This is a genomic window from Methylomonas sp. Uni0009, assembly GCF_054188105.3.
In genome coordinates, this window is record NZ_JBTAFN010000002.1 from 104388 (window position 1) to 119590 (window position 15203).

The window sequence follows — 15203 nt, forward strand, 5'->3', positions numbered from 1 at the left end:
GAATCCTGCGGCTATCCCAAAGGTAATTCCATTGGATTCGGCCATCTTCACTCCTTACCGCGTGTGTAAACCTGGTCGGTATTTTCGGCCTTCTGGGCCGGATATATAATTTACTAAAATTAGTATTTTATAGCATTATAATTAAAATGCAAAAACGTAAATATTAGGCGAATAAGCAAAAAATCGCCTATTTAGGGGCATGAAAACACAATGATATGATATGAAATCATAATATTTTTACTAAAACCTTTGTTTTAGTAAATTTAATTGTTTGCGAACCTTACGATAACTAATCAACAATGTAGCAACCGCTCCCAAAGCCATTGCAGCTTCTTTGAATAATACCGATATTGAATGAACCAATTGAATCGCAGTATCCAAGTCAAAATTCATTTTGCATTCCTCATGTTGTCGATGGCCCCAGATTACGGCCTGGATCGAGTGAGCAGGGTTAAACTGGTTTAATATCTTGCTGGTTACTACGATACCTATCTGATTCTTCAAGCTTAATGAGAAGGACTTCGCTCCGGTTTTGGAAAAATTATGCCGAGAACAAGGAATGCAAAACATGCTGGAAACATTTCCACTGTGACAAGATGAGATGAAATATGCTTATCCCCAACGTTACAAACGTGAGAAAACAGCATGGGCATACAGGATCGAGACTATTACTGGGAAAAACATAAGGAAGCAAGCGAGACCAATAGCCGAAGTCTGCTCTATAAAACGCCACATCGTTATCGCTAAAAATCACAGACGGGCGGCGGTAGATGTCGTAGCATGGCGACTTATAATGATATGATATGATTTCGCATTGTTTGATATCATATGTTGCGACTATGCATGACTCCACAGAACGCGATCTTTATCAACTTCTTCAATACGCCAAAAGCATCAACGAAGAAACCCGCACGACTCAAACCATGATCTAAGTGGTTATTCGCCTGCTGAATAACCTGGGCAAGAAATAACTTCAAATGAAATGGTATGATATGACTTCATATCTAATGAAATAACATAGGATGAATTGGCATGATTATTTTGATTGGGGGAGAGAAGGGCGGTACTGGCAAAACCACGCTGGCGACCAACCTAGCTGCGATGCGAGCGTTGGCTGGCAGGGACGTTCTATTGATCGATACAGATCCACAAGGCAGCGCTAATTATTGGGCGCAAAGCCGAGACGAAGAGAAGGTGATGCCACGTGTCGCTTGCGTACAAAAATTCGGCAAGGGTTTGCCTGCCGAAGTCAAAGATCTTGAACACCGTTATCAGGACATAATCATCGATGCCGGCGGCCGAGATTCAGTGGAATTGCGTTCCGCCTTGGTTGTTGCGCAAAAAGCGTATGTACCTATCCAACCCAGTCAATTCGACATCTGGACCTTGAATCAAATGGACGAGCTGGTCGAAACGGCAAAAGCATTCAACCCGGATTTGCAGGCACGAGTCATCATCAGCCGCTCATCGACCAATCCATCTGTTCACGAATCCGACGACACTGGCAAACTGTTGGACGATTTTTCGAATCTTGGTCTGGCAAATGTCACCATTCGCGACCGAATTGCCTACCGGAAAGCGGCAAAAGAAGGTTTGGCGGTTATCGAGGTAAAACCGAAAGATCCCAAGGCCGTCGAGGAAATGGAAACGTTGTATAAAGAGGTGTTCGGCAATGAGTGAATTGAAAAGCAGACCGCCGAAAATGTCGGAACCGAATTTGGATGCTTTCCTTTCCGGAGCCGAACAGCGCACCGAACCCAAAACCAAGCTGGCAAAAAAAATCGCGGCTTATCCTTGGGAAGAAGCAGGGGTTAGGGATGATGTGACCAAAGTTTACAACGTCCGCCTTCCGGAACCGTACCTGCTGAAACTCAAATACATTGCCGAGCACACGCCAGGCAGCATGCACAAGTTCTGTCTAGATCATCTGCTAACGGCAATTGACGACAAGATCGATGAACTGACGAAATGATATGGCGAGGAATACGCGATCACGCATTCAGCCATCAAAAGAAGCTGGCTATTGAGATTTTTATAATTTGGATCGAGGCAATATTATTGATTTCATAACTTCGACCATTTTGTCTTGGGTAGCTTCGATACGCGCAAGTGCAGCCCTGATAGTGGACTCACCGAACTGCGCAGTTCGGGCATCATTGGTTAGCCAAAGCTTAAGCAACCCACCAAGACGCCCCAGGTCGCCATTGATCTTTGCCAACTCTAAAACCTTCTGATTGTCAGTGATGCTTTTAGGAGCGTAACCAAGGCCAAGCAACCGCAGATAAGCTGATGTGCTATGGCCTGTCTGTCGAGCATGGCCATCTATTGCCGCTTTTTCCTCCGGCGTAACCCGCACAACAATTGGCGTGCTGTTCTTTCTCGTCGGCTTCTTTTCACTATCGGCATCTCTCTTCATATTAACCATCCGTTAAACATGTGCCGGCGGCAGCCGGTTGGTCTCGCAGAGCAGGATTCCCGTTGAGTGCGTAGCGCGAATAAGAGGAAGTGAAGCGCTAGTATCGGCAATGCCGGTGCTAGCACTTCACATATCCTGCCCCGATGTTTCAGTCTCAATATTATCAACAGTTGTCAATTCGTAGTCATTGACTGATCAAAAATCAGTCAACTTTCGGTCAACTTTAAATCAATTTCTATCAAAAATAGCTTTAAACGTGAGTAAAGTTTTAGGGATTACTTGGCGGACACAAGCATTTCATCAATCTAGCAACAAACAAGAGTTGTTATATCTTCAACAGCAATATATACATAATTACGATAATTATGTAATTACGATAATTATTGTCAATGGTGTAATAATGTGCTATCCTGATAGCACAATGTCATTTTATGGAGCAAAATCATGGCCACTGTCCGTTTGACCGAAGAAGAAGTACATACGGCTTGCACCGAGATTGCTGCCCAAGGTGAGCGCCCTACTGCGTTGAAGCTGTTGGATAACTTGGGACGCGGAAGCCTAACCACAATCACTAAATACCTGAATAGTTGGTATGCCTCGGATGAAGCGCAAACGCTATCGGCTGATACTTTGCCTGCCGTTATCCAACTACCTCAAGAATTGACCAAGGATGGCGAAGACCTGCTTAAAAAAATCTGGAATATCGCCAAGGGTATTGCCGATAAAGACCTTGAGGTTCAACGGGAAGCATTACGGCAAGCCGAAAAGGACGCTCAAGCCAGAGTTGAAGAGGCATTCGCGTTTTCCGAAGCCCAAGCGATGAAAATAGAGCGCCTGGAGGAAGATTTTAGAAGTATAAAAGGGCAACTTGACGCTGAACACGTTGCGCATGTGACAACCAAAAGTTTATTAGCCGAAACTGAAAAAGCCAATGTCGGCTTATCCAAGGATAGAGAACAGCTTGAGCACGAAGTTGAAGAATTGAAAAAGCAAGTGGGTTATCTTGAAGCAACCCATAAAGCAGCGCTCGCCGACCGGCAGCAACTCGAAAAAGACCACGTTGCGGAACTCAAGCAAAAAGACGCTGAAATTCGGACGATCGATATTCAGGTTGGTAAGTTGCAATCGTCTTTGGATGCGATAACAAAATCCTATGATGATTTGAAAGTGGAAGTGCAACGTAAGAATTCTGAGCTATCCAAACAGCTTACCGCCTTGGAGAATCTACGGGGCAAATACGAATCTGAGCAAACAGAGCTGAAAAGCCTTAAATCCGAACTACAGGCATCCAAAAAAGTGGCATTGGATGCTGAAAAATTGGTGGCTAACCTGGAAGGGCGGCTTTCTGTTTATAAGTCTTTGGATGTATCCGTCAAAAATGGCGATGACAGCCCCGCTGAATAACAAAATTTTCTGGGGTTCCGGCTTAGAACCCTAATAAATTTTAATCTATCTCTGTCTTGCCGACTGTGTGGTGCTCGCCCTACCTTGACGCACACAGAAAATCGCACAGTTCGCATCATCCAAAATATAAGTCATTAAGCGGCTGAAAGCTTTCCCCAATATAACGACAAATTGATCGTCACCCCCTTTTTTTGTTTTTTCCCTTTTTTATATTTTTTAAGAGCGTCGCAGACCATGTATACCAAGGCTTTCAGCCTAAAAACAACGACAGATTGATTGTGATATGACGACAGATTGATCGTTAAACAACGACAAATTGAGCGTTACAAGTGGACGGATTGATCTTATATGACGACAAATTGATCGTTAAAACAACGACAGTTATTTTTATTTGTCGTTATTTTGGAAGGGGCGTATAGTTAGACATTGTTTACTTCATGTCGTCATATTATCTTGGAACAATCGGCCCAACTCACCGTTGTCAAATCCAACAAGGTTGTCGAAGCCAGCTACATGCTGACGCTGGCCGAGCAACGGGTTTTGCTGGCCTGTATTGCGCAGATCGATTCCAAGGCTATTTTGACGGAGAACTATCGTTTTGAAATAACGGCTTCCGGCGTGGCTGATTTGGCGGGTTTGGAAAATCTTACCAACGCCTATCGTGACCTCAAAAAAGCCACTGAAAAGCTTTATGAGCGTAGCGTCATTATTGATGATCCCGATCCAGATAATCCCCAAATCAAACATCGAAAAACGCGCTGGATAAGTAGCATTGACTATGTGCCAGGCGAGGGCAAGCTGGTTCTTAGTTTCTCTGTTGGCATCATCCCTTATTTGTCGCAATTGTCCCGCGAATTCACCAAATATAAGCTCAAGCACGTTGCTAGGTTTGAAAGTGTGTACTCCATCCGCCTATATGAATTGTTAGTGCAATGGAGTTCCGCAGGTGAGCGAGAAATTGAAGTCGAGTGGCTAAAACGTCAGTTCCAGGTGGCCGAGAAATACGATAGGGTGGTTGATCTGAAAAAGCGGGTTATCGATCCCGCTGTCGAGGAAATCAACCAGCATTCCAATTTGTGGGTTAAATATGGCCAGCGTAAATCTGGACGTACCATCACGCATTTTCAGTTTCAGTTTGGCTTGAAAGACGGCAACAAACCTAAGTCGTTAGAACGTAAACTGCTTACTGAAGAGGAAATTAACCGGCAGGCCAGACCGGGGGAAACACGGGCGGCTGTGATTGCTAGATTGACAGGTACCTCGTTATCAGAGATGGCCAAGCCGGGCGAGTCTTTTGATCAGGCGTTGGAACGGAAGCGGAGTTTGGCTGAGGTTAAGAAGAAGTTGAGGTAAAAATGCCGGAAGATGACATTTATAGCGACCCTGAGTTGGTTGAAGATTTTTTGCAAAATGTACTTTGGCCTATCCTGGATTTTGGACCGAACAGCGTTGCTTTTCTGACTAACCGTTCGGACTTGACGGATTTTTTCGGGCCAGGAATGACAGATGAGGAATATGCCCAGGTTAAGGGAGCCGTTAAGCGGCATTATGGCGTTGAACTGTTGGACCGGGAGTGTTATTACATCGCCGATATTATCCGGAGGTTGCGCGAGGCTAATGTCATATTAGGCTGATTAACGAAAGATAGCGCGCTAATAAATGAATAAAGTGATCATTATTCCTAAGTAATCGTGTCAATGCTGATCTTCCTCTTCTTTGTATTTAAAGGGGTAGGGCGGTTATGGCACATAGAATGATGTTACATGATATGGAGCCATATCATACTATTTAATATTTAGTAATCAGGTACGGCATGGCGACGGAAGACGCATGGGAGGAATCCCAAAAAGGTAAATTCGTACTCGGTGGTTTCTGTATTAGCGATGAATCGGCTAAATGGCCTGGCTTGCGGGCATGAATTCGGTAAAGAAATGCCGAGCTTGGATGTTTTGCTCAATCCAGAACCGGACGGTATCAAGCCGTTAAAAAGTAAAGAAATATGCGCGTGTCTTAGGGACGTAGGACGTGTTGGGCGATAGCGACACGTATCAAACGATACAGAATCGGTTTGTGCCACACCTTATCCATCGTAAGACATCTAGTTGACAAAAATGCAATTTTGCACAATCATTAGGTTGACAAAATTGGAAATTTGCACAAAAGGTGCCCGATGAGACTTCCTATACACTATAAATCAGACTTAACCCACGAACGCCTTACTATTATTGCCGACATTCTGTTAGAGGAATACAACAATACGCTGGACGATCTTACTTCCGACTATGATGGCCCGTATACCTGGGGCTGCACTGCATTTGGCCGCCAGAGGAAGAGAATTATCGATTTAGTTTTATCGCAGAAATATCTTTGGTTAGAGCTATCAAATAGCGCAAACGATCTGGTTTTTAAGATAGGCTCCGTTCCGTGCCGCTTTAGCACCGATAATCCAAATAATCCCAAAAAGAGCGCAACGCTGATTCCTAACCGTTATCAACAATCGCTGATTGATGAAACGGAAAACGACGAGCCGTGCCGGTTCTGTTTTATTTTAGATAAAGGTTATAACGACGATCAGGAGCCAAGAGTTGTTTTTTTGGGTTTCGATGCGGCCGATGTTATTAAATGTGAATGGAAATCTGATACTGTCAGTACGCTGCATAGCGTGACTCCGATTGTTACGCCACATGCTGTTGAAATCGGCAAGCCTGCCGTTACGCCTAAACGCCCATCGACCGATGGTGACGTGGGTCAGGCCGGGGAGAAATGAGCGCGGAGTTTTTGTCTCAAAACCTTCGGCTGGCCAGGTTATTCAATGAACTTTCGTTACAGGAATTGGCTGATGCGGTAGGTAAATCCCGGCAATATTTGAGCAGGTTGGAGTCTGGAATTGAACAGCCGACTGAAGGTCTGGCACTGAACTTAGCGGAAGCCTTGGATGTGTTACCGGGCTTTTTTACGGTGTTGGATGCAATGCCGATTGCCGAAGAACAGTGCCATTTTCGTAAGCAACTGACCACGAAGGTGGCTTTACGGCAGGTTGCCCGTGCGAAAGGCGAGATGTTTAAGCGGCTGGTATCTGTATTGGACCGGAGTCTGGATTTTCCGGCCTACGGCTTTCTGCATGAGGAACCAGCCACTCCGGAAGACATCGAGAAAGTGGCCGAGGCGTGCCGTGCCGAGTGGGGATTAGGGCTAGGGCCCATCGCTAATATGATCCGGGTGGCCGAGAATGCTGGGGCAGTGTTGATGCGTATGGACGGGTTGTCCAACGAAATCGATGCAATTTCTTTTGCAACGCGAAGGCCGGTGATTACGTTGAATGCGGAAGGTAAATCGGTTTGCAGAACCCGGTTCGGCATCGCTCACGAGATAGGGCATTTAACAATTCACGTTGGAGTTCAAACCGGCGACCGGTTGACGGAAAGCCAAGCTAACCGGTTTGCGAGCGCTTTTTTAATGCCGAGAGCCTACTTCATTAAAGAATGTCAGCGGGCGTTTAGGGGCAGTCGTTTTAGCTGGTCTGCGATGTCCGATATCAAGCTAAAGTGGAAAGTTTCCAAAGCGGCCATTTTATACCGAGGCCGGCAATTGGGCGTGTTTTCCGAAGATCAATACAGATCTGGCGTTATTTATTTACGCCGGCACAGTCAGGCAATTAAGGAAGATGAAGACGATGCAATTGTTCCGGAGATTCCTGAGATCGTTTCCGATGGCTTACATGTGCTCGAACAGCAATGCGGTATGCCGCGTAGCACCATTGCACGGGAAATGTTAATAAAACCGAAGTTGCTTGATCAATTGTTAGGCGGACAGGAAACTGTGCGTGCGGAGAACGTTGTTAATCTCTTTGACCAAGGCGCAGGCAAAGCTAAGCAACAGCGTGAGTCGGTAGTATCGATATGTTGATTTGTAAAAATCCAAACCCTACCTGACAGTTTAGATTATTGGTTCCATCTTAATCTTACAGTGGTAGGCAAAAATCGGCCAATACCCGTCAGACGAAACAAAAGTCCCAATGGCAAATGTCCAGCCAAAAGCAGGCATAGGGTGTAGCCATTTTAATACGATTACACGTTGCTAATCGCACGGATGTAAGGCTTTCGTTCCTCCGATTACGCTTCGCTAATCGGAGCTACGCGGGCTTGTTAGGCCTATAGCAATGAGCAATTTTTTCAGGAACGACATGCATGCATTCAATCCTCCAAATTGCGCACGAAGGTATAAGCACCTGAGCCCTGTTTCATCCGATACAGAACGGCCGGCCGGCCGCCCTCCGAGCGTTTTTCGCCGGTATCGATCAATAGTTCCGCCTGTTCGATACGGCGACGGAAAGATTTTTTCTGCAACGGTTTTCCTATCAAAATTTCGTGCAGGTGTTGGAGTTCCGGTAGTGTGAATGTTTCCGGTAATGCATAGGCCGGTACGATCGAATACAGTGCCTTTTGGCGCATACGTTCCCGTGCCAGTTTAATGATGGCCAGATGATCGAAGGCTAACTCCATATTGTTGACCACATCCAGAGAAAGCCATTGCGCATCGGCCACCGTGTCGATGTGGGCTTCGCAGTCCTGATACGCCATCAATGCAGTATAGACAGCCGTTACCGACCAGCCTCGCTTGTCCCGCCCGGCATTGCCAATGCTTTGCAACTGCTCCAGATAGGGCGGATCGATACCGGTCTTCTCCTTGAGTTTGCGTAACACCGTCTCTTCCAGGGTCTTGTCCCGCTCCAAGTCGACGAAACCGCCCGGCAAACCCCATTTGCCCCGGTCGGGGTGGTTCGAGCGCTGGACCAATAATACTTTCAGGTTTTCTTCATGATAGGTAAACAGCACAGCATCGACAGTCAGCAGTGGGCTTGCATATTGGCGTTTATCGTATTCAGCTAAAAACTGTTTTTCATCCATGGTAGCGGTAGGTATCTCTGACCATTTGATGGCAAATTTTGAGGCAGTAAGCATTATCACAAAATTGGTGTCTTTTTGCCACTTTCGTGCTTGACAATTTAATGTCTTTTAGTCACTATTTTTATTAAGTGACTTTTCGACACAAACAGGAGAAATACCATGTTAGGCATTCAATATTTCAAAGCGGACTCATCAACGTTTGTTATCAAAACCGTTAACGGTAAAGCCCGAAAAAAAGGCAAAGGCTTGAGCTTTTTCTACAATGCTGCCACGGCCTCGATCGCCGCAGTACCGGTCAGTGCTCAGGAAGCTCCATTCATTTTTAAGCTTTTGACGGCAGACTTTCAGTCGGTGACCGTGCAAGGCCAGGTGACATATCGGGTGACTGAACCGGAAAGAATGGCCGAGATGCTGAATTACAGTCTGAAAAACGACGGTCTGACGTATGTCTCGGAAGATCCACTGAAATTGTCGGATAGGGTCATTCGTATCGTGCAATCGATTGTGCAGAACAAAGTACAAGTCACCGGACTACGAGATGCATTGAAACTGGGTCAGACGTTAGTTGCCTTGCTCCGAGAACAGCTTGCCGGGGATTCCCCGTTGGCGGCATTGGGCATCGATTTGCTGGATGTTTCGATCAGCGCCGTGCAGCCGACGCCAGAGACGGCTCGCGCCCTGGAGGCGGAGGCCAGGGAAGCGATTCTGAAGGAGGCGGATGACGCCATCTATGATCGCCGTAAATCCGCAGTCGAACAGGAACGCACGATCAAAGAGGCTGAACTGCAAACCGAGTTATCGGTGCAACAAAAAGAACAGGAAATTGCAGAATCACGGATCCTCAACGAGCGAACCATTCAACGCGGAAAAGTCGAAACTGAACGCGAGCGTTTGCAGGCCGAGATTGCCGCCGAAACACAACGCAAAGAATTGGTCGCTCTGAACAGCGAAAACAGCCGCCAGCAAGCGGATGCGGAAGCCTATGCCATTACGGAACGCATGAAGGCATTCAGGGAGCTGCCGGTGGAAAATCTCAGGGCGATGGCGCTCGCCAAAATGGAACCTGAGCAACTCATGGCCATGGCCTTTGAATCCCTAGCTCAGAATGCCGGCAAGATCGGTGAATTGACCATCACGCCGGATTTGTTCGGTCAAATCATGAAAAAATCGGCGCGGTCATGAGTGAGAATTATCAATACCGCTTTATTCTGGTGGTACGCAAGACGCGGCTGCAGGAGTTAATAGAGCGTTTCAACACCTGGCCGCAAGCTCGGTTTTACCTGGAACACAACCAGGTCGATGTCCAGGATTATCTGGATGAGCACGATCTCTATCAGCGGCGTTTGCAAGAGGCCGAACGGACGCTGAAAGCGCTGGGCCGATTTCAGCTGCTGGAGCGGCGGCTACTGCCCAATTACCAGTTTGGACCCGCCGATATCGTGGTCACCATCGGCCAGGATGGGCTGGTGGCCAATACCCTGAAATATCTCGAAGGTCAGCCGGTCATTGCGATCAACCCCGATCCTGGCCGCTGGGACGGCAAGCTGCTGCCTTTCGAAATCGGGGATTTGCAGTCAGTGGTGACACGTACCATAGCCGGCAAGTCGGCTTGCAAAACCATAGCCTTTGCCGAGGCAAAAACCAATGATGGTCAACGCATGCTGGCAGTCAATGATCTGTTTGTTGGACCGCAAAGCCATACATCCGCCCGGTATCTGCTGTCGTGGAATGGCCGCCAGGAAACTCAATCATCATCCGGTATTATCATTTCTACGGGTTTTGGCTCAACTGGCTGGTTTCAGTCGATCTTGGCTGGGGCATTAGGAGTTTCCGGCAGCGAGTCCCATCCGCTGAAAGATGGTTTTGCTTGGCATGAACAACGTCTGCAATTTACCGTTCGCGAACCGTTTCCGAGTCGGACTACCGGCACCAGCTTGGTTTTCGGCTCTATCACACCCGACACGCCGCTCAAGCTGGAATCGCAGATGCCTGAAAACGGTGTGATCTTCTCGGACGGTATCGAAACCGACTACTTGGCATTCAATTCCGGTACGGTGGTGACGATCAATTTGGCGGCGACTCAAGGGCAATTGATTGTTTGAATTTGGAGTTAGACAAATATGTGGGTATTTCAACGAATCCCAGCCGATTCCGAATTGAAACCAGTCTGACGCTCCAAACAAAAACTGCCTTTGGCACCAATGGATTTTTTAGGAATCGAATGCTCGGAATCGGCCAAAAACAGTCACTCACGACTCTTTAAACTCTCTTCTGTGAAGGTCCGCACCTCACCCGTTTTCTGACACTCAATATCGCGTAACGTCCTTTAAATTTTGTGCTGTAGCGCTGCCATACCTGCAATACAGGGAAGGCATCAAAAACAGATTCAACAACGTCGAGGTAATCAAGCCACCGAGTATCACTACCGCCATGGGGTATTCAATTTCGTGACCAGGCACGTTGCCTTTGAGGATCAGTGGTAACAGGGCCAATCCGGCGCAAGCGGCGGTCATTAGAATCGGTGCCAGACGTTCTTCGGCGCCACGCATCGCCAATCCTGCCCCAAATACCTGGCCTTCTTGCTGTTCCAGATGTCGATAGTGGCTTAAAAGCATGATGCCGTTTCGGGCAGCAATCCCCAGTACGGTGATGAAACCGACCAGCGAGCCTAGCGATAGTACCCCGCCACTTAAAAATGCTCCAACAACGCCGCCGATCAACGCAAACGGCAAAGTTAACGCCACTAAAAGCACCAAGCGCAGCGAGCGAAAATCGACATGCAGTAACACCAGGATGCCCAGCAATGAAGCCAGACTCAACCACGCCAGCCGTTCGCTGGACGCTTGTCGTGCTGCGTATTCGCCCAGAAATTCCGGATGATAGCCTTGCGCAAACGTCAGGTTTTTCACGCGGTTTTCAATTTCCCTCGCCACGCCGCCTAAATCGTTGCCACTGACATTGCAGGTAACGTCGATTCGGCGCGAGGCGTTTTCTCGTTTGATTTCGTTCGACGTAGGTGCAATGTAGATGTCCGCCACATCGCCCAATGGCACGCGTGCCCCGGATGGCGTATCGATGGTAAGTTGCCTGAGTGCAGCGAGATCATGACGGACCCGCTCAGCCCCCCAAACTGTCACGTCAATGACTTTTTGGTCACGGTAAATTTCGCCGACCTTACTGCCTTTGATTAGCGTGGCCGCGGCCCGGCGCACTTGACCGGCTGTCAAGCCGAGGTTAGCCGCCACGTCAGGCTTAAGCCGTATCTGGATCTGCGGTACCAATATTTGCGGTTCCACTTTGAGATTGGCGATGCCGGGCACATCAGTGATGGTTTTACTGACTTCGGCCGCCTTATCTCGTAGCACGTCCAAATCCGGGCCATATAACCTTACCACTACTGTCGCACTGGCGCCGGTCAGAACTTCCTTGATCCGTTCGCGCAGATAGGTCAACACATCGCGGTACAGTCCCGGATAGCCATCGACCACTGCCTGGATTTTCGCCACAGTGCTGTCGTAATCGACCGCCGTATCCAAACTAATCCACAACTCAGTGAAGTTCGGCCCCACCACTTCGTCGGCGACTTCGGCCCGGCCAATGTGCGAACCGAAATTGCGCACACCGGGAATTGCGCGCAGTTCCTGACTGGCTTGTATCGTAATCCGGCGCATGGCTTCCAGCGACGTGCCAGGCTTTTCGACCCAGTGCATCAAAAAGTCGGTTTCTTTGAAGTTGGGCAGAAACGATTCGCCGAGTCGCGGTAACGCGATGGCCGTCGATATAAACGCCATTAGCAGAAAACCCACCGCCCAACGCGGACGGCTGACGATAGCCGGCAAGAGCTGCCGATAATGCCGCTTTAAAATCTGCGTCAGCGGCGCTTCGCTTTGGCGCGGCTTGGCATTCGGTAATAGCGTCAGGCACAAAGCCGGCGTCACGGTCAGCGCCACCACCAGCGAGGCCAAAATCGCTAACAAATAGGAAAGGGCCAGTGGCCTAAAAAAGGTGCCGGCCAAGCCGTCCAGGAAAAACACCGGCACGAATACCAGCGCTACGATCAAACTGGCAAACACCACCGCGCTACGCACTTCCAGTGAGGCCTTCAAGACCACCCGGAAAGTTGACAGCGGATGAACTGCCTCTCGGTTCAACCGCAACCTGCGCATGATGTTTTCGACGTCGATAATCGCATCATCCACCACTTCGCCGACCGCAATCACCAGGCCGGCCAGTACCATGGTGTTGAGCGTGCCGCCGCGCAAATAAAGCACCACCGCAGCCGTCAGCAGCGACAGCGGAATCGCCGACAGGCTGATCACGGCAGTTCTCCACTCGAACAAAAAAGCGATCAGAATTACCGCGACTAGCATGCAACCCAGTATCAGTGCATCACTTAAATTGTTTAACGAACGTTCGATGAAGGTTGCCGGACGAAAGATAGTCGGATCGATCTCGACTTCGTGCAGACCGGGTTGCAAAGCCGCCAATGTCGCTTCGACCTTGCGCGTTACATCCAAGGTATTGCCCCAGGGTTGTTTCTCGACAATCAGCAGTAAGCCCGGCCCATCGTTGATCACCGCATCGCCAATCGGCGGCGGATGACTTTCAACGATTTCAGCCACATCGCCCAAGCGCAACGGCACACCGCCTGTGAACTGCACCACAGTGCGCGCCATATCGTCCGGTGTTTGCAGCGAAGACACGTGTGTCACTGGCAGGCGTTGATTGGGTAGATCAACAAAGCCGCCAGCCGATACGGTGGCCGCATCGCCCGCCGCACGCACCACCGCATCCAGCGTCACGCCGTTGGCGGCCAGGCGATCAGGATCGACCAGTACCTGTAACTGCCGATCACGTTGCCCCCAAATGGCTACGTTGGCCACACCAGGCACCGCCATCAACCTTGGGCGAATGGTCCACAAAGCCAATTCGGACAATTCCATCTGCGATAGTTTTTTCGATGAAACGCCAATCTTCAGCGCCCGACTGGTGGACGATAACGGCGATAACATCACAGGTGCGCGAGCCACGGCCGGCAGGCGTGGTGTGATGGTGGCGACGCGCTCCTGCACCAACTGCCTGGCTCGCATCAAATCCGTGCCCTCCTGAAAGATACAGACCACTGACGACAGACCCAACACCGACTTGGAACGTAGGGTTTTGAGCCAGGCCGTGCCGTTGACCGCGTTTTCCAAGGGCACGGTGATCAGGCTTTCCACTTCCTCGGTGGACAATCCGGGTGCTTCAGTCTGGATTTCAACCAGCGGCGGCGCGAACTCCGGGAACACATCCAGCGGCATTTGTCGGGCGGCTTGCACACCCAATATCACCAACACCACAGCCAAGGCCAGCACTAATAGACGTTGGCGTAAGGCAACAGTAATCAACCAGCGCATCATTTGCCGACTCCAAATTCGGTGCCGAACAATTCGGCCACGCCAGTGGTGACTATTTTGATACCCGCCACGATGTCGCCCGTTACGGCGGCTTGATCGTCAACCACCCGCAGTATCTGTACCCGTCGGCGCATATACCTATTGGTTTCCAACACTTGATATATCCAGCTGCCACCACTCACGTCATGCACAATCGCCGACCAGGGTACGACGAGATTTTCGTCATCACTACGCAATGGGATTGAAACACCGACCCGCTGACCAGGGCGTAATGCGGTATCCGAATTTTTCACAGCATAGAACAGATCGACCGTGGCGGCAGCCAGATTAGCGGAAGGCGGCGCCGCGACCGGCACGGCAGGACGAGAAACATTTTCAGGCGAATCTTTCAGCCCGCCAACACGGGCTTGGGCGGTGGTGTTCAATCCCGATAAATCATCGACATAGACCGGCACCCGCACCCAAAACGTGCTGCGGTTGTTAACGTCCAACAGCGCGGGACCGAGCAAGTCGCGACGTGCATGTGCGGTTTTCAAAGCGGCCTCGGCCATGCCGACCTGCGCCTTGGCATCGTCAACAGAGCGTTCGGTGCCTACCTTGTCGCGACGCATTTGTTCGGTCCGATTCAAGACTTGTTGAGCGGCTTGCACCTGCACCTTGGCTTGATCGACCTGACCGTCGGCGTCGATTTGCGATTGCGCCAAACGCACCAGTTCCGCCGGAGCCAGCGATGGCAGGATGGTATAAACCGATTGACTGTTACTGTTTGCTGAACTGTTTAGCGCCGGCAGCGTGATCTCGCCGCCGAACAAGCGCGTGCGCGTTAGCGATCGCTTTTCAATCGTTGTGGTAACTATGCCTAGCCGGTTGACGGCTTCCGCTGTCAAGACAACTTTGGTCAGATCACTTTCCTTCACGGGATGTTCGATTTTGGCAGGCGGCGGCGATGTTGATTCGGCGGCCGGTAGGTTACCAGCCAATAGTAATAAAGCAGACAGCAGGAGCCGACAAGTCGAGGGCTTGTGGTTTGGATGCGCGGGGTTCATAAATATCCGACCTTGGAGTCCAGTAATGTGTAAG

The 15203-nt window shown here is 49.4% G+C and carries 14 protein-coding genes; 9 read left to right on the top strand and 5 right to left on the bottom strand.

From position 1 onward, the window contains the following. Window positions 1-240: 240 nt before the first annotated feature. Window positions 241-393, bottom strand: coding sequence for a hypothetical protein (locus ACWAU0_RS22535; RefSeq protein ID WP_458139255.1), 153 nt, complete (start codon window positions 391-393; stop codon window positions 241-243). 639 nt (window positions 394-1032) lie between these two features. Here ACWAU0_RS22535 and ACWAU0_RS22540 point away from each other — a divergent pair. Both ACWAU0_RS22540 and ACWAU0_RS22545 read left to right on the top strand, forming a co-directional pair. Beyond that, window positions 1033-1680 carry an AAA family ATPase gene (locus ACWAU0_RS22540; RefSeq protein WP_458139256.1) on the top strand — a complete coding sequence of 216 codons (648 nt, stop codon included), beginning with the start codon at window positions 1033-1035 and terminating at the stop codon, window positions 1678-1680. Continuing rightward, window positions 1673-1972: a hypothetical protein gene (locus ACWAU0_RS22545; protein ID WP_458139257.1), complete on the top strand. Its 300-nt coding sequence runs from the start codon at window positions 1673-1675 to the stop codon at window positions 1970-1972. Before ACWAU0_RS22540 ends, ACWAU0_RS22545 begins: the two co-directional genes overlap by 8 nt. Before the next feature lie 60 nt (window positions 1973-2032). On the opposite strand, the gene traJ is transcribed toward ACWAU0_RS22545, so the two are convergent. Next, entirely contained in the window at window positions 2033-2416 is a 384-nt protein-coding gene (gene traJ, locus ACWAU0_RS22550; RefSeq protein ID WP_458139258.1) for a conjugal transfer transcriptional regulator TraJ, read from the bottom strand. A 444-nt stretch (window positions 2417-2860) separates the two neighbouring features. On the opposite strand from traJ, the gene ACWAU0_RS22555 reads away from it, so the two are divergent. The 5 genes from ACWAU0_RS22555 (at window position 2861) to ACWAU0_RS22575 (ending at window position 7726) form a co-directional block, all read left to right on the top strand. Further along, a complete protein-coding gene (locus tag ACWAU0_RS22555) occupies window positions 2861-3820 on the top strand; it encodes a DNA-binding protein (protein WP_522069932.1) in 960 nt (319 codons plus the stop codon). A 453-nt stretch (window positions 3821-4273) separates the two neighbouring features. Continuing rightward, entirely contained in the window at window positions 4274-5173 is a 900-nt protein-coding gene (locus tag ACWAU0_RS22560; protein ID WP_458139260.1) for a RepB family plasmid replication initiator protein, read from the top strand. Between the two features lie 2 nt (window positions 5174-5175). Beyond that, window positions 5176-5454 carry a hypothetical protein gene (locus ACWAU0_RS22565; RefSeq protein ID WP_458139261.1) on the top strand — a complete coding sequence of 93 codons (279 nt, stop codon included), beginning with the start codon at window positions 5176-5178 and terminating at the stop codon, window positions 5452-5454. Window positions 5455-5990: 536 nt separating this feature from the next. Continuing rightward, window positions 5991-6587, top strand: a complete 597-nt coding sequence (locus ACWAU0_RS22570; RefSeq protein WP_458139262.1) for a hypothetical protein — start codon at window positions 5991-5993, stop codon at window positions 6585-6587. Next, on the top strand, window positions 6584-7726 hold the full coding sequence (locus ACWAU0_RS22575; protein WP_458139263.1) for an ImmA/IrrE family metallo-endopeptidase: 1143 nt from the start codon (window positions 6584-6586) through the stop codon (window positions 7724-7726). Before ACWAU0_RS22570 ends, ACWAU0_RS22575 begins: the two co-directional genes overlap by 4 nt. A 287-nt stretch (window positions 7727-8013) precedes the next feature. Here the strand turns inward: ACWAU0_RS22575 and ACWAU0_RS22580 are convergent, their stop codons facing one another. Beyond that, on the bottom strand, window positions 8014-8727 hold the full coding sequence (locus tag ACWAU0_RS22580; protein WP_255187122.1) for an NUDIX hydrolase: 714 nt from the start codon (window positions 8725-8727) through the stop codon (window positions 8014-8016). A gap of 159 nt (window positions 8728-8886) precedes the next feature. On the opposite strand from ACWAU0_RS22580, the gene ACWAU0_RS22585 reads away from it, so the two are divergent. Both ACWAU0_RS22585 and ACWAU0_RS22590 read left to right on the top strand, forming a co-directional pair. Beyond that, complete coding sequence (locus ACWAU0_RS22585; protein WP_255187123.1) at window positions 8887-9909, top strand: SPFH domain-containing protein; 1023 nt, start codon at window positions 8887-8889, stop codon at window positions 9907-9909. Then, window positions 9906-10829: a diacylglycerol kinase catalytic domain-containing protein gene (locus ACWAU0_RS22590; protein WP_458139264.1), complete on the top strand. Its 924-nt coding sequence runs from the start codon at window positions 9906-9908 to the stop codon at window positions 10827-10829. The genes ACWAU0_RS22585 and ACWAU0_RS22590 overlap by 4 nt, the downstream gene beginning before the upstream one ends. Window positions 10830-11033: 204 nt before the next feature. On the opposite strand, the gene ACWAU0_RS22595 is transcribed toward ACWAU0_RS22590, so the two are convergent. Next, window positions 11034-14123 (bottom strand): efflux RND transporter permease subunit, encoded by a 3090-nt coding sequence (locus ACWAU0_RS22595; RefSeq protein ID WP_458139309.1) that lies wholly within the window; start codon window positions 14121-14123, stop codon window positions 11034-11036. After that, window positions 14123-15169, bottom strand: coding sequence for an efflux RND transporter periplasmic adaptor subunit (locus tag ACWAU0_RS22600; RefSeq protein WP_278211084.1), 1047 nt, complete (start codon window positions 15167-15169; stop codon window positions 14123-14125). The genes ACWAU0_RS22595 and ACWAU0_RS22600 overlap by 1 nt, the downstream gene beginning before the upstream one ends. Window positions 15170-15203: the final 34 nt, after the last annotated feature.